This is a genomic window from Mycolicibacter engbaekii, assembly GCF_002101585.1.
Lineage (GTDB): Bacteria > Actinomycetota > Actinomycetes > Mycobacteriales > Mycobacteriaceae > Mycobacterium > Mycobacterium engbaekii.
Genome location: NZ_LQOT01000024.1, coordinates 85172 through 108065 on the forward strand (window position 1 = coordinate 85172; position 22894 = coordinate 108065).

The following is a 22894-nucleotide window of genomic DNA, read 5'->3' on the forward strand; positions in this document are numbered from 1 at the left end:
TATCGAAGCGGTTCGCGTAGTCCGGGGGAGTACGGGTGCGGGTTCTGGGCATCAGCGCCGTTTTCCACGACCCAGCCGCGACGCTGGTCGTCGACGGCCGGGTCGTTGCGGCGGCCGAGCAGGAGCTCGAGGGCCAGGATCCCTTCGTGATGCGGCGGGATGCCCAATGACGCCGAGTTATGCACTGGTGATAGCCACGACCGGGCGCCCGTCGCTGAATCGGCTGCTGGCCGGGCTGGGCGACGGGAGCAGGCTGCCCGCCGGCGAGGTGATCATCGTCGATGACCGGCCGGGCAGGCCGGCGCCGTTATGGCCCACCACGGGCTTCCTGTCGGTCACCGGCCTGCGTTCCGGGGGGCGCGGACCGGCCGCTGCGCGCAACGTCGGCTGGCGGGCGGCCCGCGCGGACTGGATCTGCTTCCTGGACGACGACGTGGTGCCCGGACACAACTGGTGTGAACGCCTGGAAGCCGACCTGCGTGATGCCGGCCCGGACGTGGTCGGCTCGCAGGCGAGGAACGCGGTGCCCAGGCTGACGTACCGCCGCCCGTTCGATGCTGAAGGGCGCACCCTGCGGCGGGCTGATGCACGCTTGATCACCGCGGACATGGTGTATCGGCGCGAGGCGCTGGTGGCCTGCGGCGGTTTCGACGAACGCTTCCCGCGCGCATTGCGCGAGGACGCCGATATTGCACTGCGCCTGATGAAGGCGGGCGGCCGGATCACGGTCGGGACCCGCGAATCAGCGCATCCACCAGTGGGCCGAGGGTGGGGTGCGAGGCGTGTCGTGAGCGGTGTTGGCGCCCAGCGCGGTGACGCGCTGACGCGCCGCAGGCACCGCCACGGGTGGCGGGCCATCGGTGGACGGTTGCCACTGCACCTGATCGCCTGCGCTGCGGGGATGGTCGGCATAGTGGGGTTGCTGGGTCGCCGGCGCCGTCTGTTGCGCATCGGGTGGCCGGCCTGGCTCGGGATCGCCGCCGACTTTGCGCTGCGCCGTATCGCGGCCGGGTCCGGGAGCCGTCGCGCGGTGATCGCCGGCGTGCTCATTCCTCCGGCAGCGGTGGCACCGCGTGCCGCAAGCGGCGCCGTGGTGGTTGATACGCGCGACATCGTCGATCTCGGTGCCAGTCGCCGTGCCCGAACGACCTGCGTGGGCAATGGCACACCGGGCGGCTAGTGACCGGGTTTTCGCCGACGATGTTTATGCGCCGACCATCGGGGTAAACGCCCTCAAGAACGTGCCATCGACGGCACGACGGATTCACCAGGGGGGCGGCATGGGTGCGCTGAGACTTTCGGGCAAGACGCTGGGCTCATCGGCGGCGATCGCAGGTCTGGCGGTCGCCGCAGTGGTGGTGGTTGCCGGGCCGGGTTCGGCCGGGCCCGCGAGCGCGGACCCCGAGTCTGTGGACACCTCGGAGACCGTGAGCACTTCGACGGACACCTCGGAGACCGCGAGCTCGTCGGCCACGACGAGTTCCGCCACCACGACGATCTCGGGATCGACCTCCGTCAGCGCTCCGGCGACCGGGAACTGAACCGCATCGCCGTGCTCGATCTTGTGCGGCCACGGTGCCGCAGCAACGCGCCGCCGTCGCGGACAGCGCAGCACGCTCGCGAACCGGTGGCCTAGCGATGGCAGAGCCGAAAGTTCCGGGTGCGCAACGCTACCTGCCGGAGCGGCGAACACTGTCCGCGTTGCGCGAGGCAGCCGGTCAATGCCGGGGCTGCACCCTGTACCGCGATGCGACCCAGATCGTCTTCGGCGAGGGCCGCCGAGGCGCGCCGTTGATGCTGGTCGGTGAACAACCCGGCGACCACGAGGATCTCGAGGGGCACCCATTCGTGGGTCCTGCCGGGCGCTTGTTGGACCGGGCCGTCCGGGAGGCCGGCATCGACCCGGAACTGACCTATGTCACCAATGCCGTCAAACATTTCAAATTCACCAGCCGTACGGGAACCACCCGCCGGATCCACCAGACGCCCAGCCGCACCGAGGTGGTGGCGTGCCGCCCGTGGCTGATCGCCGAGATCGATTCGGTGCGGCCTTACGTGGTGGTCTGCTTGGGAGCCACCGCCGCACAGTCATTGCTGGGACCGTCATTTCGGATCTCCGACGGTCGCGGACAGCTGCGGTGCCTGCCGGGCCTGGCGGGATCCGGCGGCAGGCCGCGGGTGCTGGCCACGGTGCATCCCTCGGCAGTGCTGCGCGACCGCAGCGAACAGCATGCCGAGGCCTACCGGGCGTTCGTCGACGACCTGCGGGTGGCTCGCAAAGCCGTGGCCGAAACCGGTGTGCCGGCGGCACAACCCACCGTTTGACAACGCCGGTGGCGGGTAACCGTGTGCCAGTCGAAGGGAGCAATTGATGCCGAATACCGCGGACTTCATCCTCGAGCGGCTTCGTCAGTGGGGGGTCCACCGAATCTTCGGCTACCCCGGCGACGGCATTCTGTCGATGGTGGGTGCGCTGGACCGCGCCGGCGGCGACCCCGAGTTCATCCAGCCGCGCCATGAGGAGATGGCCGCGTTCATGGCGACCGGCCACGCCAAGTTCACCGGAGAACTCGGCTGCTGCCTTGCCACGTCCGGCGGCGGTGCCATCCATCTGCTCAACGGCCTCTACGACGCCAAGCTGGACCACCAGCCGGTGGTTGCGATCGTCGGTCAGCAGCGGCGGTTGTCGCTGGGTACGGCGTTCCAGCAGGAGATCGACGCAAACTCGCTGTATAAGGACGTCGCTTCGGATTTCGTCCAAACGTGCATGGCGCCCGTGCAAGCCCGCCATCTGGTGGACCGAGCCTGCAAGGTGGCGCTGACCAATCGGACGGTGGCCACCATCATCCTGCCGGAGGACGTGGCCGAGGAAGAGGCGGTGACCTCGCCGCCGCGGCAGCACGGTGCCGTGTTCAGCAGCGTCGGATGGACCAAGCCGCGGATGGTCCCGCCACCGAGCGAACTGCGCAGAGCTGCCGAGATCCTCAACGAGGGCGAGAAGGTGGCGATCCTGGTCGGGGCCGGCGCCGCCGATGCCGCCGACGAAGTGGCCGAGGCCGCCGATCTGCTCGGCGCCGGGGTGGCCAAGACGGCGCTGGGCCGCGCGGCGTTACCCGATGAACTGCCCTACGTGACCGGGCCGATAGGCCTGCTGGGCTCCACGGCCAGTGTTGCGATGATGTCCGGCGCCGACACCTTGTTCATGATCGGGACCAGCTTTCCCTATTCCGAGTGGCTGCCCGAGGAGGGACAGGCCCGGGGGGTGGAGATCAACCACGACGAGAAGATGATCGGGGTGCGCTATCCCGTCCAGGCGAACCTGGTCGGCGACTCGAAAGACACGCTCGCCGAACTGATTCCATTGTTGCATCGCAAGCAAGACCGGTCGTGGCGGAACAAGATCGAAAGCGAGGTACAGACCTGGTGGCGGGTGCTGGACGACCGCGCTCACGACAAGGCCAGCCCGCTGCACCCCGAGTTGGTGGTTCATGAGCTGTCCAAGCGGCTACCGGAGAACGCCGTGGTCACCACCGATGCCGGGTCGGTCACCAACTGGTGGGCGCGGCACCTGCGGCTACGGCGCGGCATGGCGGCCTCGCTGTCCGGCAACCTCGCGACCATGGGCCCCGGGACCCCGTATGCGATCAGCGCCAAACTGGCCCACCCGCATCGGCCGGTGATCGCCATCGTCGGCGATGGCGCGTTTCAGATGAACGGCATGGCGGAGATGATCACCGTGAAGCGCTATCGCGACCGGTTGTCCGCGGGACCGCTGATTTTCTGCGTGTTCAACAACAAAGACCTCAACCAGGTGACCTGGGAGCAGCGGGCGATGGGCGGTGAGCCCAAATTCGAAGACTCGCAGACACTTCCAGACGTACCCTATGCCGAGTTCGCGCAGCTGCTGGGTTTGACCGGCATCCGTTGCGACAGCCCCGAGACCATAGGTGCCGCGTGGGACCAGGCATTGGCCGCGTCCGGACCGGTGGTGCTGGAAGTGGTTGTGGACCCTGATGTCCCGCCGGTGCCGCCGCACATCGAGAAGTCGATGGCCAAGAACACCGCCAAAGCGATGCTCAAGGACCCAGACCGGGCAGGCGTCCTCGCCCAGGGCGCGCGACAGAAGATGCACGAGTTCACCGAGTCCGCCCGGCAGTCGGTGCGCGACATCCGCAGCAAGAACGGCGGTTAGCCACCGATGACAACCTTCTACAGGCCCAACGCACTACGTCGTAGGCCGCTGAACGTGGACGGCGTCTATGCGCCGCAGGACGATTCGCACCTTCTCATCGACACTATGAATGACAGCGGCCTGGTCGGTGGGGCCCGTGTGCTGGATCTGTGCACGGGTAGTGGGGTGGCGGCCATCGCGGCGGCCGAGCTGGGTGCGGCAAGCGTCACCGCCTACGACATCTGCCCGCGGGCGGTGCGGTGCGCACGGGACAACGCACGTGCGGCCGGTGTGGATGTGACGATCCGGCAGGGGACCTGGAGTCAGGCACTGCGGTGCGCGCCCTTCGATCTGGTGGTTGCCAATCCGCCTTACGTTCCCTCGCCGGCCGGCGGCGGTCCCATCCCGTCGGCGGGCGGACCCGAATGGTCCTGGAACGGCGGCGTCGACGGACGGATCGTGCTGGATCCGCTGTGCCGCTCCGCGGTATCGCTGTTGGGCGGGGGCGGGACCCTGCTGCTGGTGCAGTCCGCTCTTGCCGGGGTGGCGCACTCGTTGCGGAGTCTGCGCCAATCGGGCCTTGCCGCCCAGGTCGTGGCGGTGCGCGACATCCCGTTCGGCCCGGTGCTCTCCGCGCACGCCGACTGGCTGGAGCAGACCGGTCGAGTGCCGCGCGGCTGTCGCGTGGAACAGTTGGTCGTCATCCGGGCGGTCAAGCCGTGAGCACCGTGGTGCGGCCCGTCCGCAACGGCCCGGTGCTGGTCGCCGGGCCCGTACGCATCGAGACGCCCGAAGGTGTCGTCGAATCGGATCGGTTCATGGTGGCCATCTGCACCTGTGGCCGCAGCCGCAACTATCCGCTGTGCGACACCAGTCATCGGCGGTGCAAGGGGGCGCGCGGCGACCGGGCCGACACGCAGTAGCCGCGTCGTTTAGCCTTCGGCCTGGTAGTCGTCGTCGGGCAGCGGAACACTGATGGCCTGCTCGATCACGTCGGCAGGATTGGCGTCGACCTCGGCGATGTTTTCCAGCCGGGCGGGGTCCAGCCCCTCGTCGTCGGCGTCGGCGGGAATGCGCTGTTCGGCGAGGTCCGCCTCCGATGCGTCGGTCGGCGGCAGATCCTGAGGGTTGCTCATCATGACCCCTTTCGTTTGCGTGTTCGCGGCCCGGCCTGCGCGGGCCGGTCGGCGCGCTGCGCGGCCGCGAGCAGGGCATAGTCCGATTTCAGCGCAGTGTTGTCAGATCTCAACCGAGTGTTGTCGGTCTGCAGTCTATTGTTGTCCGACTCCAGGCGAACGTTGTCGGCCTCCAGCCGGGCGTTGCGGGCTTCCAGGCCGAGGATCTGCCCGATGCCCGCCGTGTTGATCCCGATGGCCACCAGCTCGGTGATGCGGCGCAACCGAGCGAGATCGTCGTCGCTGTAGCGACGTGTCCCGCCGGCGGTGCGCGCCGGGGTGAGCAGCCCACGGCTCTCGTAGAGCCGCAGGGTCTGCGGGCCGATACCGGACAACTCAGCTGCCACCGAGATGCCGTATACCCCCAGCCCGGACCGGGCACTCATCGCATCACTCACCGCGTATCGCTCCCACTCGCCGAAAACTCCTTCGCTACCTCTTGCGGCAATCTAGCACCAGTGCTATATAAAAATCTATGTCGGCAGACATAGATGATCTGCCGTAGGACTAGGAGGTGGAGATGATGTTGATGCGTACAGACCCGTTGCGTGATCTCGACCGGTGGACCCAGCAGGTGTTGGGCACCGCGGCCCGGCCGGCGGTCATGCCCATGGACGCCTGGCGCGACGGTGACGAGTTCATCGTCGAATTCGACCTGCCCGGCGTCGCGGAAGACTCCTTGGATCTCGATGTCGAGCGCAATGTGCTGACGGTGCACGCCGAGCGCCCCCTGGACCAGAACCGCGAAATGGTGTCCGCGGAGCGGCCGCGCGGTGTGTTCAGCCGGCAGCTGTTTCTCGGCGACAACCTCGACGTCGAACACATCCAGGCCAGTTACCACGACGGCGTGCTACGGCTGACCATCCCGGTCGCGGAGAAGGCGAAGCCGCGCCGCATCAAGATCGCCAGCGGCCACGGCGATCGGATCATCAACGCCTGATTGCGAGGGGCCGGGCGGCGGCCTGCTACCCGGTGAAGGAGGTGAGCACCATGACCACCGACACCCTGTCCGCGGAGGTCCTCGACGAAGCGGAGGACATTGTGCGCGCCGAATGGTTGCGCCTGTTCGCCGCGATACCGCAGACCTGCACCGCGGCACGCACCGAAATGCCCGTCGCCCGGCCTCGCCTTCGTACGCTCGCCGCCGTCAGGCCGGCCCGGCGTGGTTGGCCCGAACCCGTACTGCTCCGGTGCGGGTGCGAACCGCGGCAGCGCAGCGGAACCGTGTGGCCGACACAGCGGTCGCCTCCGAGGCCGCGGTGACTGCCAGGCCGCGAAGAAGGAGGTGATGTTCCAGCGATAACCGGTGTGCCATCGCCGCCCGCGATGTCACCGTGCGCGTCGGCGGGGTACCCGCTGTCTGTCTGCTCTCCTCGGCAGCGGGTACCCCGCCGGTGCTCTGCGCGCAACGTGCTCGCCGACGCACCGGCCGGGCCGAGGCGCAGCCAGTGCGTCAGCTCATCCGAAGGTGCGCCTGCACGGTGGTTCCGGTCGCGGCCGTGTGGATGCGGACCAGGTCCGCGGTCGCGTTGACGACGAAGAGGCCGCATCCGTGCCCATCTCCATCGATAAAGGGCCGCCGGCCGGCCAATCGGTCCGTCAAGTACCCCAGATCGCGTGCCTGGCAGACCAATTGGTCGCCACTGTCCCAGAGCAGAAGTGTGCACGGGCCACGTCCGTGCTGCAGGCTGTTGGATGCCAGCTCATTGACGATCAGTTGCAAGTCCGCGATATCGGTGCCGGCGAAGCCGAACCAGCGCGCGTACTTCGCGCAGAACTGCCGGGCACCGGCCAGATCGGTGAGCCGGTGCAGCGTGTAGCTCGCCGCCGTGGGGCTCGGCGGCAGCGGCTCGTTGTAGCGGGCCCACGCGGCATCGGGCGCGAAATCCGAACTCGCTCGCTGTGGTTGCCCGGAATGCCCGAGCAGGGGATGGGTGATCTCGGCGTCGGCGAGCGTCTTCGAGTCCAGGCCTGCGTCGTAGGGGCACAGCACGGTGATGTCCCGGCCGTCAAAGGCCTCGTTGACCAGAGCCTCATGCTGGACGCAGGCCGGATACTCCGGTGCCGATCGGCCCTGCCAGACCAGCTCGCAAACCATCCGTACCGCACTCGAGGGGTGCCTGTCGGCGAATGTGCCCAGTACGCCGCCCAGTACGTGACCGGGGTTGCGCCCCACGGTGCCGATGTCGATCAGGCTCACAGCCGCGGCGGTGTCCGCGGGTAAGGCCTGGCGCAGTCGCGACAGGTTCGGGCCGGGCACCGCCACCAATACGGGCTGCCCAGCCGCCACACCGTCGGCGACGAACGGCACCAGGCAGTCGAGATACTCCTGCGGTGACCGGTAGAACAGGGCGATGTGCCCGGCAGGGCCGCGCTGAAGATCGGCAGTGACCGTCATCGCTCCCAGCCCTGTCTATCCGCGCGTGAACGAGCCGCAGCGCAGGCTCGAGTCCATCAGCGCGAGGCGCGGTCCGGGGGCGTCCGGTGTGCCGCGGGTACCGATCAATACCAGTAGCGCCGACCGGCCACCGGGCGCCCGACTGCGCCCAGAATCCACAAGGCCGCGCCGACGATCAGCAGAATGATGCCGACAGTCCAGAGGATGTTGATCTTGAAGATGAGCGCCAGAATAATCAGGATTACTCCGAGGGCAATCATCACTAATCCCTTCTCTCACACAATGAAACTGACCGCATCCGACGAAGAGGGCTGCGGTAAACGGCAATCCGAGACCACAGGCTTGACGCCCGCATAGTTCAGCGGGCCGGCCAAGACGGTGACGGCGATGGTACCGGCCGAGGCGCAACTGGTGGGGCCCTCGTGGAAGTACCCGCGCTGCCACGCCGCGAAGGCGCCGATGAGCAACCACAACAGCACCACCGTCCCGGCCAATCCACCGAAGCGCATCCGTCCTCCATTCACCTGTAGGGCCACCATTCCCCGGCCAAAGCCATTTCAAACCTGATTCGCAGAAACCGGCCTCGATCGCGAGGTTTGACCATCCGCATGGATGCGGCAGAGGATTTCCGGCCGGACCCGGTGGGTATCCCGGAGGCATCGGATCGCTATTGGAGGTCTCATGCCCAAGACGACGAAGAGCGGCACCGCCAAACGCGGCGAGTTGCCCACCACGCTGCAGCGTTCCAGCGCCAAGGCACAACGCACCTTCGCCAAAGCCCACGACGCGGCGGCCAAGGAGTACGGCAGCGAGCAGCGCGCCCACCGAGTCGCCTACGCAGCGCTCAAGCACAGTTTCGAGAAGGTCGGCGACCATTGGGAGCCGAAGAAGAAGCGGGGCCCCTCAGATCAGCTCGCGGCCGGTGGCGGGCCGAACAACTCCGGAAGCTCAGCAGAGGGCGTCGACGCCAACGCGAGCAAGCGGCACCTGCTCGACCTTGCCCGGCGGCTGGACATTCACGGACGCTCGACGATGCGAAAGTCCGAGCTGGTCACGGCGATCAAGAAACACAACCGCCGGGTCCGGGGAAAGTAGCCGACTGTCGGCGGCCGTCCGCCATTCACTGCGGGCCGCGGCCGCCGGCCAACCCGGCGATCGGCGTCTGACCCAGGTGTGCCGACAGATCCTCGGCATTGTCGAAAACCGCAGCGGCCCCGGCATTTTCCAGCTCCAAGCGGCATGCGCCGCCGCTGAGCAGACCGATGCTGACCACCCCCGCACGTGCGCATGCCTTCGCGTCCCAGACCGCGTCGCCCACAAAGACCGCGCTTTCAGCCGTGGCGCCGACGCGATCCAGTGCGACGCCGATGATGCCCGGGTGCGGCTTGGCGACATCGACGTCGGCCGATGAGGTGACTGCCGTGATCAACTCATCGCACGCGAGGACCTGGCGCAGGACCGTCAACTCGTCCTCTGGGGCAGAAGTGGCCAGCACCACCGGAAGGCCCAAGGCGGCAACCGATTCCAGAAGTGCGCGAGCTCCCGGAAGTGGTGCGAGCAGCTCCGCGGACTGAAGGTAGTAGCGCGAGTGCAGGTCTTGGAGCCGGTGGCGAACGTCCTCATCGGCATCGCCGGACAATGTGCGTACCAGCTCCGCGCCGTCCATGCCGATGGCGCGGTGGATGCGCCAGCATTCCACCTCGACGTTCAACTCGGCGAACGAACGCTGCCAGGCGTACACATGCAGGTAATTGGAATCGACGAGGGTGCCGTCGATGTCGAACAGCACAGCCGGTTGCCCACGCACGTGTTCCCCTTCCGTCGCCGATGTCCCGGCGGGGTGAGGACCGTCAGGGCACCAGGCGAAGCGGGCGGCCCGACCGCTGAACGTCGGCCAAGGCATCCGCCAGCGAGGTAACCAGCGGAAGACGCGACTGCGGGTCACAGATTCGCAGCAGGTTCGACAGGGCGGGGCTTGTGACCACTTTGAATTGCGTCTGCGCGCTTTCGCACCGCGCGCTGATCGATTGCAGCGCCGTAAAACCGGCGGTGCCAATGAATGTCAGCTCAGCCAAGTCGACTACCAGCCACTCGCAGCATTCGGCGCAACGTTGCGCGTAGTCGGCGAACGGGCCGGCGTTGACGGCGTCGACCTCTCCGTTGACGGCGACGACGGCACCCGTGCGGCCCCAATGGACGGTGAACCGGGCGGTATGACTCCGCCAGACCTGGGTGGCTTCTGTGGCGGGCGCGGCGAAAGCGTTCTGCGACAAATCGATGGTGGTCATGCTTATGGCTCCATCAGTCGACGAATCGTGCTGTTGGATCATGTCAACGAAATCACTTACGGATCCGTGTTGACATGGACGCTTCACTGCGGCTGTGAGCTCAACCGGAGAAACCAGACGTTACCGACATCCGCTTCGACTGGTAAAGGGATCGTCCGACACTTTCGGGAAACTCCCAGCCCAGACTTAACTTTCAGTTTGTCAGCAACGACGAACGCCCCGCTGACCAGGCTGACGTCATGACATCGGCGAGCCGACTTTCCACAGCATCGTGAGCCCGGATACCGAACACGACATCGGTCTCCAACCGCGGAGAGTGGTCCAACAGGTCGCCGATAACGTCCGCGCGGACCACCTGTTCGTGCACTGCGTCGGCCTCGACGTGCTCTGCATAGAACGCCACGCAGGCGTCCGGTGCACCGAAGCGGCGCAATGCCGCGACGATTCGGCTCGATCCGGGCGGCGAGGTGATCTCGGTGGCGGCGAAATGTCCGGCGGCCGCGCCCCGCCAGCGACGATGAAGCCCGAACAGCGACATCAGATTCACCACTGCCAGCGATTCGGCGGGAACCACGTCGAGGTAGGCGAGGTACCCGGCATCCAGGCCGGCGGCGGTGAGCAGATCGGCGAACAGTTGCTGGTGCACCCGCGCGCCCCGTCCGGCGCCGTACTCGTCGAACTCGACCGCGACGAACGAGGCCTTGGCCTGGCCGGTGAGCCGCGGGATCACCCAGGCGTGCGGATCGCCCTCCTTGAGGTGATACAGCGAGCGGTGCACGAAGTATTCGCGGGCCTGGTCCCAGGTGCCGCGGTCGCGCAGGTACCAGGACGGCCCGGTACCGTGCAGCGGCTCCGTCGCGGCAGCGTCCATCTCGGCGCGGGCGGACGCGGACGCGGGCACGGGCCCGACATCACTGCGCACCCGGTCGAGAAATGCCCGCTCGAGTTCGGCGCGCAGCGCCAACAACGTGGCGTCCCATTCCCAGCCGGGGTCCACGCCGGCGAAGCCCCGGTAGTGCAGCTCGTAGCAGACGTAGAGCGCCAGTTGCAGGTCGCGCGCGTAGCCGTCGACGCCGGCGGTGGGCGGCAGCGGCCCCGGCGACGTCCCGGGTGGCCGGCGCAGAAGCCGGCACACCGCCGCCGACAGGGGCCCGCACTCGAGGGGCAGGTTCGCTTCGGTCTGAATCGCTGCGGTGGGCACCCTCGCGTGTACCCCGCGCACCCGCCTCACCAAACGGCGGTGCCGTTTCGCCGGTAGGACCGTGGGTACCCCGCGAGCATGACACGCTTCGGCTACACCCTGATGACCGAGCAGAACGGTCCCGCCGAACTGGTGCGCTGCGCGGTTGCGGCCGAGGAGCACGGCTTCGATTTCGCGGTCTGCAGCGATCACTTCTCGCCCTGGCTGGCATCACAGGGGCATGCTCCCAACGCCTGGGCGTTGCTGGGTGCGATCGCCCACGCCACCGCCCAGCTGGACCTGTACAGCTACGTGACCTGTCCCACCATGCGTTACCACCCGGCGATCGTGGCTCAGCAGGCGGCCACCGTGCAGATCCTCGCCGAGGGCCGCTTCACCCTGGGCCTGGGCAGTGGCGAGAACCTCAACGAGCACATTGTGACCGGCCCCGGCTGGCCGAATCTCGCGCGCCGCCAAGCCATGCTCACCGAAGCGATCAAGATCATCCGCGAGCTGCTCATGGGCGAGACGGTCAACCACGACGGCGATTACTTCCACGTCGACCAGGCGCGGTTGTGGGACCTCCCCGACATTCCGGTCGCGCTGGCCGTCGCGATGTCGGGTCCCAAGGGAGTCGAGAGGTTCGCCGCAGCCGCCGATCACCTGATCGCGGTGCAACCCGACCGCCAATTGGTGCACTCTTGGCACGCTGCCCGGCAGGGGACCGGGCTGCCCGGCGGACGCATCGTCGGGCAGTTGCCGGTGTGCTGGGATCAAGACCGCGACACGGCGGTGCAGCGTGCACACCGGCAGTTTCGCTGGTTCGGCGGCGGTTGGCCGGTCAACGCGGAGCTGCCCACCCCGGCGGCCTTCGAGGCGGCCACACGCTACGTGACGCCCCAGGACGTCGCGGCGGCGATCCCGTGCGGTCCGGATCTGGACGCGATCGTGCAGGCCGTGGGCGCCTATCGGGAAGCGGGGTTCACCGACATCGCGTTGATCCAGATCGGTGGCGAATCCCAGGAGGCCTTCTTCAAAGAGGCTGCCGGACCGCTGTTGGCGGCGCTGCGCGACGCCGCGGCCTAGGGGCCACCGGGGTTTCGGGGGACTGCGCTTCGGGTACAGACAGTCTCATGGACGACACCGAGGAAGGCATGGACCTACGGCGCACGACGCGACCGCGGACCGGACTGGTGTTCAAGGATGGCCATGAGCTGCCGGCGTTGGCCGTGCTGCTGATGGCCACGGCTGCACTGGTGGGCGCGCTGTGCGCCGCCGCCCAGCAGAACGGTGAGTGGACCCTGGGTTTCGGGATCGTCGCGCTAGTCTTGGCGATCGTCGGCTCGATCTGGTTTTACATCACCCGACACCGGGCCACCCACCCCGCCGGCGGTCACCACCGTCATCCCTAAAGCGCCCGCGGCGAAACGGGACACCGACTGTGCCCCGGTCTGGGCGGCGTCGAGGTGGCCTGCCCGGTGGCGGGTGCTGATTTCGCCCGAGACCGGATCCAGCGTCACCTCGGCCAGCAGCTCACCCGTCGTCGGCTTGCACACCGCCCACAGATAGCGCGTCTCGCCGGCCCACCCCAGGGCGGCCTTGGCCACGTAGTCCGGATCCGTCTCACCGAGGTCGGCGAGGCTCGGGCGATCATCGACCCGGTCGTCAGCCCGTGGCATCCGCAGATACCACGGGCCGGCGTTGATCTCGACCGGCTCTATGTCCGGTTCCTCGCTCTTGGGCTCAGCACGGCTGTCGGACGGGGGAGGCCGGTTACTTGATCTCGCAGAGCACGGTGCCCTGCGTGATCGCCGATCCGGCCTCGGCCGACAGGCCCGTGATGGTGCCGTCCTTGTGCGCGGTGACCGGGTTCTCCATCTTCATCGCCTCGAGAACCACCACCAGGTCACCGGCGGCGACCTCCTGGCCCTCCTCGACGGCAACCTTCACCACGGTGCCCTGCATCGGGGCGGTGACCGCGTCACCGGACACCGCCGCGCCGCCGTGCGCGCCACGCTTGCGCGCCTTGGGCTTCTTGCGGATGGCTCCACCAGCCCCGCCGCCGCCGCCCAGGGCCAGATCGCCGGGCAGCGACACCTCCACGCGCCGGCCGCCGACCTCGACGACCACCTTCTGCCGCGGCTGGGCGTCGTCCTCGTCGAGGGGCTCGCCGCCGTTGAAGGGCTCGATGGTGTTCTCGAACTCGGTCTCGATCCAGCGGGTGTGCACCGAGAAGCCGTTCTCGTCGCCGACGAACGCCGGGTCGCGCACCACCACCCGGTCGAACGGGATGACGGTCGCCAGCCCCTCCACGTGGAACTCGTCCAGGGCGCGCCGGGCGCGCTCCAGGGCCTCGGTACGGGTCGCGCCGGTGACGATCAGCTTTGCCAGCATCGAGTCGAACTGGCCGCCGATCACCGAGCCGGTCTCCACGCCGGAGTCCATCCGGATGCCGGGGCCGGTCGGCGGGTCGAACCGGGTGACCGGGCCGGGCGCGGGCAGGAAGCCACGACCGGCGTCCTCGCCGTTGATGCGGAACTCGATCGAGTGGCCGCGCGGCTCGGGGTCTTCGGTGATATCCAGCTTCTCGCCGTTGGCGATGCGGAACTGCTCACGCACCAGGTCAATACCCGAGGTCTCCTCGGTCACCGGGTGTTCGACCTGCAGGCGGGTGTTGACCTCCAGGAAGCTGATCAGCCCGTCCTGGCCGACCAGGTACTCCACGGTGCCGGCGCCGTAGTAGCCGGCCTCCTTGCAGATCCGCTTGGCGGACTCGTGGATCTCCTTGCGCTGCGCGTCGGTCAGGAACGGCGCCGGGGCCTCCTCGACGAGCTTCTGGAAGCGGCGCTGCAGCGAGCAGTCGCGGGTGCCCGCGACCACCACGTTGCCGTGCTGGTCGGCGATCACCTGCGCCTCGACGTGGCGCGGCTTGTCCAGGTAGCGCTCCACGAAGCACTCGCCGCGACCGAATGCCGCAATCGCCTCACGGGTGGCCGATTCGAACAGCTCGGGAATCTCCTCGATGGTGCGCGCAACCTTCATGCCGCGACCGCCGCCGCCGAACGCGGCCTTGATCGCCACCGGCACGCCGTGCTCCTGGGCGAAGGCCACCACCTCGTCGGCGTCCTTGACCGGGTCCGGGGTGCCGGGCACCAGCGGCGCCTTGGCGCGGGCGGCGATGTGGCGGGCGGTGACCTTGTCACCGAGGTCGCGGATCGACTGCGGGCTCGGCCCGATCCAGATCAGCCCGGCATCGATCACGGCCTGCGCGAAGTCGGCGTTCTCCGAGAGGAAGCCGTAGCCCGGGTGGATGGCGTTGGCGCCGGACTGGGCGGCGGCGTCCAGGATCTTCTCGAAGACCAGGTAGGACTCCGCGGAGGTCTGACCGCCGAGCGCGAACGCCTCGTCGGCGAGCCGGACGTGCGGGGCGTCGGCGTCGGGTTCGGCGTACACGGCCACGCTGGCCAATCCGGCGTCGCGCGCGGCGCGGATCACCCGGACTGCGATCTCCCCGCGGTTGGCGACGAGCACCTTGGAGATCTTCGAGCTGGCATGGTTCGCCACTGGCCCTCCTGATGGCATGTTTAAGAAAGGTCTTTAAGAATGTAACTTCACAGCAGTGTAAAGCGCGACCACCCAACCTGTTCCAGGTGCCCCTACGCTGCGCGCAAATGCCGCTTGATGCGCGTCAACATGGCCGACATTCCGCGCAGGCGCAACGGGCTGATCAGGGCCGCCAGGCCCAGTCGCGAGGCGAAATCCTCCGGCACGGCCAAGATGACGTCGGCCGGCTGCCCGTCGAGGCCCGCCGCCCAGATCGAGGCGAAGCCGCGCGTCGTCGGCGCCTCGGGGGGCGCGCTGAAGTACAGCCGCACCCGCTGCGGGTCGGCGGCATCGACATGCATGAACAGCGGCGACTGGCACTCCGGTACCGGTTCCATGGCCGACTCGGCCAGGTCATCGGGCAGCTCGGGCAGCTCGTCGGCGAATTCCAGCAGCAGTCGCAGCTTGTCCTGGCCTTCGACCTCGGCGAAGTCGGAGACCACCTGCGCCAATGCCTCCGGCAGACTCATCAGCCGGCTGCGGCTGCTGGTAGCGCTCCGGGCTCCGGACCGTCGACGATGGGCACGCGAACGGTGTTACCCCACTCGGTCCACGAGCCGTCGTAGTTGCGGACCCCCTCCATGCCCAGCAGGTGGGTCAGCACGAACCAGGTGTGGCTGGAGCGTTCCCCGATGCGGCAGTACGCGATCGGCTTGTCGTCGGGCTCGAGGAAGGAGTACAGCTGCTCGAGTTCCTCGCGCTTGCGGAATCGGCCGGCATCGTCGGCGGCCTTGCTCCACGGGACTGACACCGCGGTGGGGATGTGGCCGCCGCGCAGCACACCCTCCTCGGGGTATTCCGGCATGTGGGTGCGCTCGCCGGTGTACTCCTGCGGCGAGCGGACGTCGATCAGCGGTACCCGGCCGATGTGGGCCAGCACGTCGTCCTTGTAGGCCCGGATGGGAGCGTCGTTGCGGGTCACGACGGGGTAGCCGGTCGTCTGTTTCGACGGCACGTCGAGGGTGGTCTCGCGGCCCGAGGAGACCCACAGGTCGCGCCCGCCGTCGAGCAGCCGGACGTCTTCGTGACCGAACAGGGTGAAGACCCACAACGCGTAGGCGGCCCACCAGTTGGACTTGTCGCCGTAGATGACCACGGTGTCGTCGCGGGAGATGCCCTTGCGGTTCATCAGGTCGGCGAACTGCTCACCGGTGATGTAGTCGCGGACCGGGGAATCGTTGAGATCGGTAACCCAGTCGATCTTGACGGCGGTCGGGATGTGGCCGATGTCGTAGAGCAACACGTCCTCGTCGGACTCCACCACGACGAGGCCCGGCCTGCCGAGATTGCCCGCGAGCCAATCGGCTGTCACCAGCCGTTCGGGGTGGGCGTAGGACTGCAGGGCGGGCGCGGGATCGGCAGGAACTGGCACGATGCCGAGCCTACCGCGTTGCTTTGCTGTGGCCAGCGCACCGAGTGTGAACTGGGGGCGGAAATCAGGTGGGAATCCCGCCCCCAGTTCACACTCGGCGGGCTCGTGCTTCCCCCACCCGGCCGACGATTCCGCCGACGGTGTCGTCCTTGGTGATGCGCACGTCGATCCAGCCCATCTCGGCCAGCGCCTCGGCACGACGAATGTCGTGGTTGAACTGCCTGACGCTCAGACGGTGATGGTCGCCCTCGTAGTCGACACCGACTTTGATCTCCTCCCAACCCATGTCGACGACCGCGATCAGCGTGCGGTATTCGCCGTAGACCGGGATCTGGGTGGTGGGCCGGGGGAAGCCGGCTCTGATCAACAGCAGGCGCAGCCAGGTCTCCCTGGGCGACTCGGCCCCCGGATCGACCAGTCCGATGGCGGCACGGGCGTGCCGGATGCCCCGATGCCCCGGGTAGCGCTGGGCGAACAGTTCGATGTCGGCCACTTTCAATCTGGTCGAGCGGGCCAGCGCGTCGATCGTGGCGACGGCCGCATCCAGCCGGTAGCGCGACGCGATGTCGAACGCGGTGCGCAGCGGCGTCGTCACCGGTATGCCGCCGACCGCGGTGACCTCGTCTGAGGCGAGTTCGTCAGCCCACGTCCTGATGCCCGGCGGCGGACGGCGGTTGGCGTAGTGCAGCTCGGCCGGGTAACCCGCGTCGAGCCACTTCGCGCCGTGCAGCGCCGCCGCCGAGCGGCCGGCCGGCACGGCGCGCCGCCGCGACCACAGCCAGGCGGCCTGCGCACGGTTCACCGGTGTGAGGGGCTTGCCCGCGGGCAGGTACACGCCCGGATAGACGACGCGGTGCCGGCTGCGCAGTGCGTGCCGGGTCAACCGGCCGGCTGCGAGGGCCTCACTGCCGAGGAAGGGCTCGTCCATGACGAGAGCCTGCCGAACAGCACCGACAGTGCACCGAGTGTGAAGTGGTGGCGGGAATCCGGCGGGAATCCCGCCCGGAGTTCACGCTCGGCGAGCGGGGTTGGTCGCCCACAGCTCGGCGACCGAGAGGCCGGCGTGACGCAACAGCCGGCGCACCATCGGCAGGCTGATGCCGATGACGCTGGAGGGGTCGCCGTCGACACCGTCGACGAACCAGCCCCCCAGACCGTCCAGGGTGAATCCGCCGGCCACCCGCAGCGGCTCCCCGCTGGCCAGGTAGGCCTCCAGGTCGTCGTCATCGGGGCAACCGAATCGCACCGTGGTGACAGCGGTTTCGGTGATCTGATGGGTGATCACGTTGTCACGCAGCCGGATCAGGCTGTGACCGGTGTGCAGCTGGCCGGACTTGCCGGCCATCGCGCGCCAGCGAATGCGGGCCTGCTCGACCGTCGGCGGCTTGCCGCACAGCTTGCCGTCGATGTAGAGCATCGAATCGCAGCCGATCACAACGCAATCGGCGCTTACCGGGGGCTGAAGAACAGCGGCCACCTGCTCGGCTTTGGCGGCGGCCAAGGCGCCGGTGACCGCAGCCGGGCCGGCGTCCTCGGGCAGACTTGCCATGACGGCGTCCTCATCGACACCGGAGACCACCACCAGGGGGTCGATTCCAGCGCCGCGCAGCACGGCCAGCCGGCCAGCGGAGGCCGAACCGAGAACCAGCCGCGTCACCGGTGTGTCACCGGCGCATGTGGGTGCGTTCCACCAGGGTGATCCGCTGCCAGCTGAACACCGGCATCCGCAGCTTGTCGACCGGGTTTCCCCACAGATTGCGGTCCCGCGCGGCAGGCTCGGCGGCGCCGCCGCCGGCCGCACCCAGCACCGCGACCAGCACCGCGATGTCCTCGTCGGTGGGGTTGCCCCGCAGCACCTTGATGTGCGGCTCGGTGGCGGTGGGGACTTCGGAAGCCTCGGTGACTTCGGTGGCGTCGTCGCTCACAGCGGAATGTTCCCGTGCTTCTTGGGCAGCGGTTGGACGATCTTGCGTTCCAACAGCCGCAGCGATGTGGCGATGTAGCCGCGGGTGTGCGACGGCGGGATCACCGCGTCGACGTAGCCCCGCTCGGCGGCGACATAGGGGTTCACCAGCGTGTCTTCGTACTCCTGCTGCAGCTGCAACCGGAGCGCATCGACATCGTCACCGCTCTTTGCGGCTTCGTTGAGCTGCTGGCGGTAGACGAACCCGACGGCGCCGGAGGCGCCCATCACCGCGATCTGGGCCGTCGGCCAGGCCACGTTGACGTCGGCGCCCATCTCCTTGGAACCCATCACGCAGTAGGCGCCGCCGTAGGCCTTGCGGGTGATGACGGTGATCTTGGCGACCGTGGCCTCGCCGTAGGCGTAGAGCAGCTTGGCGCCGCGCCGGATGATGCCGTTGTACTCCTGCTCGGTACCGGGCAGGAAGCCGGGCACGTCGACCAGCAGCACGATCGGGATATTGAAGCAGTCGCAGGTCCGGATGAACCGGGCGGCCTTCTCCGAGGCGTTGATGTCCAGGCAGCCGGCGAACTGGGTCGGCTGGTTGGCCACGATGCCCACGGTGCGACCCTCGATGCGGCCGAAGCCGACGATGATGTTCTGGGCGTAACCGGCCTGGACCTCGAGGAACTCGTCGTCGTCGAGAATCCGGGTGATGACCTCGTGCATGTCGTACGGCTGGTTCGGCGAGTCCGGAATCAGCGTGTCGAGTTCGAGGTCCTCGGCAGTGAGGTTGTCCTCGATGGAGCCCTCGGGCGCCGGTACCGGGAAGTGCGGCGGGTCGGCGTAGTTGTTCGGGGGCAGGTAGCTCAGCAGGTCGCGGACGTAGTCCAGCGCGTCCTGCTCGCCCGAGGCGACATAGTGCGCGGTGCCGGACTTGCCCATGTGGGTGTGGGCGCCGCCCAGCTCCTCCTGGGTGACCTCCTCACCGGTGACGGTCTTGATCACGTCCGGGCCGGTGATGAACATCTGGGAGGTCTGGTCGACCATCACGATGAAGTCGGTCAGTGCGGGGGAGTACACGTGGCCACCGGCCGCCGCGCCCATGATCAGCGAGATCTGCGGGATGACGCCGGAGGCCCGGATGTTGTTGTGGAAGATCTTGCTGTACAGACCCAGCGAGACCACACCCTCCTGGATGCGGGCGCCGGCGCCGTCGTTGATCCCGATCAGCGGCCGGCCGGTCTTCATGGCCAGCTCCTGGACCTTGACGATCTTCTCGCCGTAGACCTCGCCGAGGCTGCCGCCGAACACGGTGGCGTCCTGGCTGAAGATGCAGACCTCGCGGCCGTCGATGGTGCCGTAGCCGGTGACCACGCCGTCGCCGAGCGGACGCTTGTCGGCCAGGCCGAAATTGGTGCTGCGATGGCGGGCCAGCGCGTCGAGCTCGACGAATGAGCCCTCGTCAAGCAGGGCGTAGACCCGCTCCCGAGCCGTCAGCTTGCCCTTGGCATGCACCTTCTCGACCGCGGCCTCACCGACCGGGTGCAGGGTCTCTTCGGTCCGACGCTTGAGATCGGCGAGCTTGCCCGCGGTGGTGTGGATGTCGACGACATGCTCGGCTTGTGCCTCTACGAGGGATTCACCGGCGTGCTCAGTAACACTGGTCATAAGAAACGATCTTAATCGCGGGCCATCGGATCGCCCGACCGGACCCGCCTAGGCAAAGAGCCCGCCGGGGGCGCCGGCTTCGCGGACCGGTGGCGGGGGCGCGATGTCCGGCCGCCGCTGCGCCGCGCCGAGGGTGACTTCCTTGACGAAGTCGCCGATGTAGCCGATGGCCCGGCGTCCCTCGGGCAGCACGTCGGCGGCCAGCGGGAAGTCGTGCACCTGGCCTTCCCACAGGTGCAGGTCGCAACGCACCCCCGCGGCATCCAGGCGCTGCTCCATCACCTCGGCGTCGGGAAGCAGCAGTTCGTCCATGCTGGCGTGAATGGTGACCGGCGGCAGTGCCGACAGGTCGGCGTCGATCGGCGACAAGGCCCGCGCGCGCTGCAGGTAACGGGTGAACGCCGTGAGTGCCTCGCACGGAAACATCGCACAGCGCTGGGCATTGCGGTGCGCCAGCTTCGCGGTGGGGTCCGCGTCGGTGAACGGTGAGACGGTCGCCACGCCCGCAGGAGTCAACAGCTGCGTCTGCACGGCGGTCAGCGCGGTCAGGAATGCCAGATAGCCGCCGGCGGAGTCCCCGGCGACCACGATCTGCTCCGGGTCGTAGCCGTGGCGCAGCAACCAGCGCAAGCCGTTCAGGCCGTCGTCGATCGCGTCGGCAATCCGGTGTTGCGGAAGCATCCGGTAGCCGACGTTGAGCACCGTCGCATCCGCCGCTCGCGACAATCGGGCGACCAGCGTGCGATGGGTGTTGAGTCCGCAGGTCAAAAACGCGCCCCCGTGCAGATACAGGATGGCCCGCTGGTCGGAGACGTCGTGGGCGCGAACCTGCTCGGCGGCGCAGTGGCCGAGGGCGAAGCGCTCCACTCGCGCTGAGGGCGGCCGCGGCACCACCCCAGCCAGGCGGTCCACCGAAGCGAGCGGCCACCCCAGGTCGGGTTGCAGCGCCCACACGCGCACCAGATTCTTCACCACAAACCGGCTGGCCAGCGACACCGCGACCGACTGGGCGCTGTGACGGTGGTGAACACGCCGCGTCAAACCCCTGGTGACCATTCGATCACCTCCTCCACCTGGCCGCTTACCCGCGAACCGGGCGTTTCAACCGGTGTGGCCGGGGAGCTGGTGGCTAAGCTGGCGCAATGAGTTCTCCGCCCCGGCCGCCGCTGGACGCGACGGTGTTGCGGGCGGGCCTGACCACGCCCAACGGCCCGTGGCGTGTCGTGGATGTCGTCGACAGCACGGGTTCCACCAACGCCGATCTGTTGGCGCGCGCGGCCGCCGGGGAAGACATCGACGGGGCCGTGCTGCTGGCCGAGCACCAGACCGCCGGTCGTGGGCGGCACGGTCGGCACTGGAGCACCCCGGCGCACAGCCAGCTCGCGCTGTCGGTGGGCGTTGCCGCAAACACCGTGCCCACATCCGGCTGGGGGTGGCTGCCCCTGGCCACCGGGGTTGCGGTGGCCGATGCCATCGCCGACGTCGCGGGCCTGCGCGTCGGCCTCAAGTGGCCCAACGACGTCATCGTGGGGGAGGGCAAGCTGGCCGGCATCCTGGCCGAAGTGGCCGCGCCCCAGCAGCTGATCGTGGTGGGTCTCGGACTCAACGTGACCATGACGGCGCAGGAAGCGCCGGAGCCGACGGCGGTGTCGCTGGCCATGCTCGGTGCCCCGGTAGTCGATCGAAACATTGTGGCCACCAAGGTCCTTCGTAACCTGGCGGATCGGATCGCGGCCTGGCGTGCGGCCGGTGGCGCCGACGACGCGCTGCTGTCGGATTACCGGCGGCACAGCTGCACGCTGGGCGCCAAGGTGCGCGCCGACATACCCGGTGGCCGGCGCGTGGAGGGACTGGCCGAATCCATCGATGACACGGGGCGCCTGGTCATCGACACCGGCGATGGCACCGTCACCGTCTCTGCCGGCGACGTCACCCGGCTGCGGCCCAACGAATAGGGCTGCCAGTGGGTTATCCGGAAAGCGTGCTCGCCGCCGATGAGCACGTCGTGTTGCACCGGCACCCGCACGTCAAGCGCCTGATTGCGCCGGTGCTGGTGCTGCTGCTGGCCACGGCCTGCGCGGCGTTCGCCGCCGGTCTGATCAACCCGCTGGCCTGGGATCCGACCGCCAAGAACGTCGTGTTCGCAGTGATCTGGGCGATCTGGCTGGTGGTGGTCGGTTGGCTGACGCTCTGGCCGTTCTTGAGCTGGCTGACCACGCATTTCGTGGTCACCGACCGGCGGGTGATGTTCCGCCACGGATTGCTGACCCGCAGCGGCATCGACATCGCGCTGGCGCGGATCAACAGTGTGGAGTTCGTCCACGGGTTCATCGACCGGATCCTGCGGACCGGCACGCTGATCATCGAGTCGGCGTCACAGGAGCCGTTGGAGTTCTATGACATTCCGCGCGTGGAGCAGGTGCACACGCTGCTCTATCACGAAGTCTTCGACAGGCCGTCCGCCGGCGGTTGATGACGACGGGCCGGGCGCCTGAACAAGGTCACCACGCCGGTGTCCCCGCCGGCCTCCAGCGAGTCCTCGATCGCCTCGGCGAGCGCGCCGGTCTGCAGCGTGGCGTCCAGCGCGGCTTCGGAACTGCGGGCGAACTCGTCGGGAAAGACCCAGCGGCGAAATGCCCAGAACCGGAACGCCATCTGCAGCAGGTTGCCGATGATGTAGGCCGAGAAGAAGTCTGACAGGTTCTCGACGGTCAACGAAACCATGGGCGCTCGCAGCCCGAGCACGTAACTGGAGAACCACAGCGGGGCCATAGACAACAGCACACCGACGCCGCTGACGCCGAAGAACAGCAGGGCCTCGTGGTGGCGTTCCCGGCCACCCCGGTCCTTGAAGCTCCACTCCCGGTTGAGGATGTAGGAGGCGATCACCGCGACGATCCCGGAGATGACCTTGGCGGTGACGGGCTTGGGAGACAGGATCGTCAGCTTGAGCGTGTAGAACAACGCCGAGTCGATGACGAATGTGGTTGCCCCGACGATGGCGAACTTGATCAACTCGTGATGGCGTTCGGCCAGCGGGCGGATCACCCGCGGCAGGCGGGCGATGGTGGCGTCGGTAAAAGACACAAGTTGCCAGTGTACGGACTCGGCACCCTTCCCACCTAACGACTGC

Annotated in this window: 30 protein-coding genes; 11 read left to right on the forward strand and 19 right to left on the reverse strand. The window is 68.1% G+C overall.

Annotation, left to right across the window (positions count from 1 at the left end; all coding sequences use genetic code 11):
- The first annotated feature begins 35 nt into the window (after positions 1–35).
- Together AWC02_RS22845 and AWC02_RS06525 are read left to right on the forward strand one after the other, a co-directional pair.
- On the forward strand, positions 36–170 hold the full coding sequence (locus tag AWC02_RS22845) for a hypothetical protein (protein WP_272818976.1): 135 nt from the start codon (positions 36–38) through the stop codon (positions 168–170).
- On the forward strand, positions 167–1180 hold the full coding sequence (locus AWC02_RS06525) for a glycosyltransferase family 2 protein (protein ID WP_085127963.1): 1014 nt from the start codon (positions 167–169) through the stop codon (positions 1178–1180). Before AWC02_RS22845 ends, AWC02_RS06525 begins: the two co-directional genes overlap by 4 nt.
- An 84-nt stretch (positions 1181–1264) precedes the next feature.
- Here AWC02_RS06525 and AWC02_RS06530 read toward each other — a convergent pair whose 3' ends face one another.
- Positions 1265–1615, reverse strand: a complete 351-nt coding sequence (locus tag AWC02_RS06530) for a hypothetical protein (RefSeq protein ID WP_085127964.1) — start codon at positions 1613–1615, stop codon at positions 1265–1267.
- A 23-nt stretch (positions 1616–1638) separates the two neighbouring features.
- Between AWC02_RS06530 and AWC02_RS06535 the strand changes: the two genes are divergently transcribed.
- Genes AWC02_RS06535 through AWC02_RS06550 form a run of 4 tightly spaced genes read left to right on the forward strand, consistent with a single transcriptional unit; the run spans position 1639 to position 5094 of the window.
- Positions 1639–2325: a UdgX family uracil-DNA binding protein gene (locus tag AWC02_RS06535; protein WP_085127965.1), complete on the forward strand. Its 687-nt coding sequence runs from the start codon at positions 1639–1641 to the stop codon at positions 2323–2325.
- A gap of 46 nt (positions 2326–2371) precedes the next feature.
- Positions 2372–4192, forward strand: a complete 1821-nt coding sequence (locus AWC02_RS06540; protein WP_085127966.1) for a thiamine pyrophosphate-requiring protein — start codon at positions 2372–2374, stop codon at positions 4190–4192.
- A 6-nt stretch (positions 4193–4198) separates the two neighbouring features.
- The gene (locus tag AWC02_RS06545) at positions 4199–4894 is read left to right on the forward strand and encodes a HemK2/MTQ2 family protein methyltransferase (protein ID WP_085127967.1); all 696 of its coding nucleotides are present in this window, start codon (positions 4199–4201) and stop codon (positions 4892–4894) included.
- Positions 4891–5094: a CDGSH iron-sulfur domain-containing protein gene (locus AWC02_RS06550; RefSeq protein ID WP_085127968.1), complete on the forward strand. Its 204-nt coding sequence runs from the start codon at positions 4891–4893 to the stop codon at positions 5092–5094. Before AWC02_RS06545 ends, AWC02_RS06550 begins: the two co-directional genes overlap by 4 nt.
- A gap of 9 nt (positions 5095–5103) precedes the next feature.
- Here the strand turns inward: AWC02_RS06550 and AWC02_RS06555 are convergent, their stop codons facing one another.
- Positions 5104–5307, reverse strand: coding sequence for a hypothetical protein (locus AWC02_RS06555; protein WP_085127969.1), 204 nt, complete (start codon positions 5305–5307; stop codon positions 5104–5106).
- Positions 5307–5732 (reverse strand): MerR family transcriptional regulator, encoded by a 426-nt coding sequence (locus AWC02_RS06560; RefSeq protein WP_085127970.1) that lies wholly within the window; start codon positions 5730–5732, stop codon positions 5307–5309. The genes AWC02_RS06555 and AWC02_RS06560 overlap by 1 nt, the downstream gene beginning before the upstream one ends.
- 134 nt (positions 5733–5866) lie before the next feature.
- Between AWC02_RS06560 and AWC02_RS06565 the strand changes: the two genes are divergently transcribed.
- Complete coding sequence (locus tag AWC02_RS06565; protein WP_272818977.1) at positions 5867–6286, forward strand: Hsp20/alpha crystallin family protein; 420 nt, start codon at positions 5867–5869, stop codon at positions 6284–6286.
- A 513-nt stretch (positions 6287–6799) separates the two neighbouring features.
- Here the strand turns inward: AWC02_RS06565 and AWC02_RS06570 are convergent.
- From AWC02_RS06570 to AWC02_RS06575, 3 genes are all read right to left on the reverse strand, one after another.
- On the reverse strand, positions 6800–7744 hold the full coding sequence (locus AWC02_RS06570; protein ID WP_085127971.1) for a sensor histidine kinase: 945 nt from the start codon (positions 7742–7744) through the stop codon (positions 6800–6802).
- Positions 7745–7848: 104 nt separating this feature from the next.
- Positions 7849–8004, reverse strand: coding sequence for a DUF6131 family protein (locus tag AWC02_RS21865; RefSeq protein WP_165757858.1), 156 nt, complete (start codon positions 8002–8004; stop codon positions 7849–7851).
- Positions 8005–8019: 15 nt separating this feature from the next.
- Positions 8020–8253, reverse strand: coding sequence for a hypothetical protein (locus tag AWC02_RS06575; RefSeq protein WP_109560894.1), 234 nt, complete (start codon positions 8251–8253; stop codon positions 8020–8022).
- Positions 8254–8425: 172 nt separating this feature from the next.
- On the opposite strand from AWC02_RS06575, the gene AWC02_RS06580 reads away from it, so the two are divergent.
- On the forward strand, positions 8426–8839 hold the full coding sequence (locus AWC02_RS06580; RefSeq protein ID WP_085127973.1) for a ChaB family protein: 414 nt from the start codon (positions 8426–8428) through the stop codon (positions 8837–8839).
- A 25-nt stretch (positions 8840–8864) separates the two neighbouring features.
- Here AWC02_RS06580 and AWC02_RS06585 read toward each other — a convergent pair whose 3' ends face one another.
- The 3 genes from AWC02_RS06585 to AWC02_RS06595 all read right to left on the reverse strand — a co-directional run bounded on the left by AWC02_RS06585 (position 8865) and on the right by AWC02_RS06595 (position 11233).
- Complete coding sequence (locus AWC02_RS06585; RefSeq protein ID WP_237160347.1) at positions 8865–9551, reverse strand: HAD family hydrolase; 687 nt, start codon at positions 9549–9551, stop codon at positions 8865–8867.
- A gap of 43 nt (positions 9552–9594) precedes the next feature.
- The gene (locus AWC02_RS06590; protein WP_085127975.1) at positions 9595–10032 is read right to left on the reverse strand and encodes an STAS domain-containing protein; all 438 of its coding nucleotides are present in this window, start codon (positions 10030–10032) and stop codon (positions 9595–9597) included.
- 193 nt (positions 10033–10225) lie between these two features.
- Positions 10226–11233 carry an iron-containing redox enzyme family protein gene (locus AWC02_RS06595; protein ID WP_085127976.1) on the reverse strand — a complete coding sequence of 336 codons (1008 nt, stop codon included), beginning with the start codon at positions 11231–11233 and terminating at the stop codon, positions 10226–10228.
- 78 nt (positions 11234–11311) lie between these two features.
- Between AWC02_RS06595 and AWC02_RS06600 the strand changes: the two genes are divergently transcribed.
- A complete protein-coding gene (locus AWC02_RS06600; RefSeq protein ID WP_085127977.1) occupies positions 11312–12298 on the forward strand; it encodes a TIGR03557 family F420-dependent LLM class oxidoreductase in 987 nt (328 codons plus the stop codon).
- A 236-nt stretch (positions 12299–12534) separates the two neighbouring features.
- Here the strand turns inward: AWC02_RS06600 and AWC02_RS06605 are convergent, their stop codons facing one another.
- The 9 genes from AWC02_RS06605 to AWC02_RS06645 all read right to left on the reverse strand — a co-directional run bounded on the left by AWC02_RS06605 (position 12535) and on the right by AWC02_RS06645 (position 20817).
- Positions 12535–12933 (reverse strand): hypothetical protein, encoded by a 399-nt coding sequence (locus AWC02_RS06605; protein ID WP_085127978.1) that lies wholly within the window; start codon positions 12931–12933, stop codon positions 12535–12537.
- A gap of 52 nt (positions 12934–12985) precedes the next feature.
- Positions 12986–14776 carry an acetyl/propionyl/methylcrotonyl-CoA carboxylase subunit alpha gene (locus AWC02_RS06610; protein WP_085127979.1) on the reverse strand — a complete coding sequence of 597 codons (1791 nt, stop codon included), beginning with the start codon at positions 14774–14776 and terminating at the stop codon, positions 12986–12988.
- A gap of 92 nt (positions 14777–14868) precedes the next feature.
- Positions 14869–15285, reverse strand: a complete 417-nt coding sequence (locus tag AWC02_RS06615) for a SufE family protein (protein WP_085127980.1) — start codon at positions 15283–15285, stop codon at positions 14869–14871.
- Positions 15285–16187: a sulfurtransferase gene (locus AWC02_RS06620; protein ID WP_085127981.1), complete on the reverse strand. Its 903-nt coding sequence runs from the start codon at positions 16185–16187 to the stop codon at positions 15285–15287. Before AWC02_RS06620 ends, AWC02_RS06615 begins: the two co-directional genes overlap by 1 nt.
- Positions 16188–16275: 88 nt before the next feature.
- On the reverse strand, positions 16276–17115 hold the full coding sequence (locus tag AWC02_RS06625) for a hypothetical protein (RefSeq protein WP_085127982.1): 840 nt from the start codon (positions 17113–17115) through the stop codon (positions 16276–16278).
- 81 nt (positions 17116–17196) lie between these two features.
- The gene (locus tag AWC02_RS06630) at positions 17197–17844 is read right to left on the reverse strand and encodes a Maf family protein (protein WP_085127983.1); all 648 of its coding nucleotides are present in this window, start codon (positions 17842–17844) and stop codon (positions 17197–17199) included.
- A 7-nt stretch (positions 17845–17851) separates the two neighbouring features.
- A complete protein-coding gene (locus AWC02_RS06635; RefSeq protein ID WP_085127984.1) occupies positions 17852–18112 on the reverse strand; it encodes an acyl-CoA carboxylase subunit epsilon in 261 nt (86 codons plus the stop codon).
- On the reverse strand, positions 18109–19761 hold the full coding sequence (locus tag AWC02_RS06640) for an acyl-CoA carboxylase subunit beta (RefSeq protein WP_085127985.1): 1653 nt from the start codon (positions 19759–19761) through the stop codon (positions 18109–18111). The genes AWC02_RS06635 and AWC02_RS06640 overlap by 4 nt, the downstream gene beginning before the upstream one ends.
- A gap of 48 nt (positions 19762–19809) precedes the next feature.
- Positions 19810–20817 carry an alpha/beta hydrolase gene (locus tag AWC02_RS06645; RefSeq protein ID WP_085127986.1) on the reverse strand — a complete coding sequence of 336 codons (1008 nt, stop codon included), beginning with the start codon at positions 20815–20817 and terminating at the stop codon, positions 19810–19812.
- Positions 20818–20903: 86 nt separating this feature from the next.
- Between AWC02_RS06645 and AWC02_RS06650 the strand changes: the two genes are divergently transcribed.
- Together AWC02_RS06650 and AWC02_RS06655 are read left to right on the forward strand one after the other, a co-directional pair.
- Complete coding sequence (locus AWC02_RS06650; protein WP_085127987.1) at positions 20904–21716, forward strand: biotin--[acetyl-CoA-carboxylase] ligase; 813 nt, start codon at positions 20904–20906, stop codon at positions 21714–21716.
- An 8-nt stretch (positions 21717–21724) separates the two neighbouring features.
- Positions 21725–22234, forward strand: a complete 510-nt coding sequence (locus tag AWC02_RS06655; RefSeq protein ID WP_085127988.1) for a PH domain-containing protein — start codon at positions 21725–21727, stop codon at positions 22232–22234.
- Here the strand turns inward: AWC02_RS06655 and AWC02_RS06660 are convergent.
- On the reverse strand, positions 22198–22848 hold the full coding sequence (locus AWC02_RS06660; RefSeq protein ID WP_085127989.1) for a GtrA family protein: 651 nt from the start codon (positions 22846–22848) through the stop codon (positions 22198–22200). The two genes, AWC02_RS06655 and AWC02_RS06660, sit on opposite strands and share 37 nt — an antisense overlap.
- Positions 22849–22894 lie beyond the last annotated feature (46 nt).

Excerpts from the sequence above, each read along its gene's own strand:
- AWC02_RS06560 (WP_085127970.1), bottom strand. The coding sequence starts at position 5,732 with ATGAGTGCCCGGTCCGGGCTGGGGGTATACGGCATCTCGGTGGCAGCT.
- AWC02_RS06575 (WP_109560894.1), bottom strand. The coding sequence starts at position 8,253 with ATGCGCTTCGGTGGATTGGCCGGGACGGTGGTGCTGTTGTGGTTGCTC.
- AWC02_RS21865 (WP_165757858.1), bottom strand. The coding sequence starts at position 8,004 with ATGATTGCCCTCGGAGTAATCCTGATTATTCTGGCGCTCATCTTCAAG.
- AWC02_RS06540 (WP_085127966.1), top strand. The coding sequence starts at position 2,372 with ATGCCGAATACCGCGGACTTCATCCTCGAGCGGCTTCGTCAGTGGGGG.
- AWC02_RS06570 (WP_085127971.1), bottom strand. The coding sequence starts at position 7,744 with ATGACGGTCACTGCCGATCTTCAGCGCGGCCCTGCCGGGCACATCGCC.
- AWC02_RS06600 (WP_085127977.1), top strand. The coding sequence starts at position 11,312 with ATGACACGCTTCGGCTACACCCTGATGACCGAGCAGAACGGTCCCGCC.
- AWC02_RS06645 (WP_085127986.1), bottom strand. The coding sequence starts at position 20,817 with ATGGTCACCAGGGGTTTGACGCGGCGTGTTCACCACCGTCACAGCGCC.
- AWC02_RS06535 (WP_085127965.1), top strand. The coding sequence starts at position 1,639 with ATGGCAGAGCCGAAAGTTCCGGGTGCGCAACGCTACCTGCCGGAGCGG.
- AWC02_RS06545 (WP_085127967.1), top strand. The coding sequence starts at position 4,199 with ATGACAACCTTCTACAGGCCCAACGCACTACGTCGTAGGCCGCTGAAC.
- AWC02_RS06590 (WP_085127975.1), bottom strand. The coding sequence starts at position 10,032 with ATGACCACCATCGATTTGTCGCAGAACGCTTTCGCCGCGCCCGCCACA.
- AWC02_RS06580 (WP_085127973.1), top strand. The coding sequence starts at position 8,426 with ATGCCCAAGACGACGAAGAGCGGCACCGCCAAACGCGGCGAGTTGCCC.
- AWC02_RS06640 (WP_085127985.1), bottom strand. The coding sequence starts at position 19,761 with ATGACCAGTGTTACTGAGCACGCCGGTGAATCCCTCGTAGAGGCACAA.
- AWC02_RS06615 (WP_085127980.1), bottom strand. The coding sequence starts at position 15,285 with ATGAGTCTGCCGGAGGCATTGGCGCAGGTGGTCTCCGACTTCGCCGAG.
- AWC02_RS06525 (WP_085127963.1), top strand. The coding sequence starts at position 167 with ATGACGCCGAGTTATGCACTGGTGATAGCCACGACCGGGCGCCCGTCG.
- AWC02_RS06555 (WP_085127969.1), bottom strand. The coding sequence starts at position 5,307 with ATGAGCAACCCTCAGGATCTGCCGCCGACCGACGCATCGGAGGCGGAC.
- AWC02_RS06565 (WP_272818977.1), top strand. The coding sequence starts at position 5,867 with ATGATGTTGATGCGTACAGACCCGTTGCGTGATCTCGACCGGTGGACC.
- AWC02_RS06650 (WP_085127987.1), top strand. The coding sequence starts at position 20,904 with ATGAGTTCTCCGCCCCGGCCGCCGCTGGACGCGACGGTGTTGCGGGCG.
- AWC02_RS06625 (WP_085127982.1), bottom strand. The coding sequence starts at position 17,115 with ATGGACGAGCCCTTCCTCGGCAGTGAGGCCCTCGCAGCCGGCCGGTTG.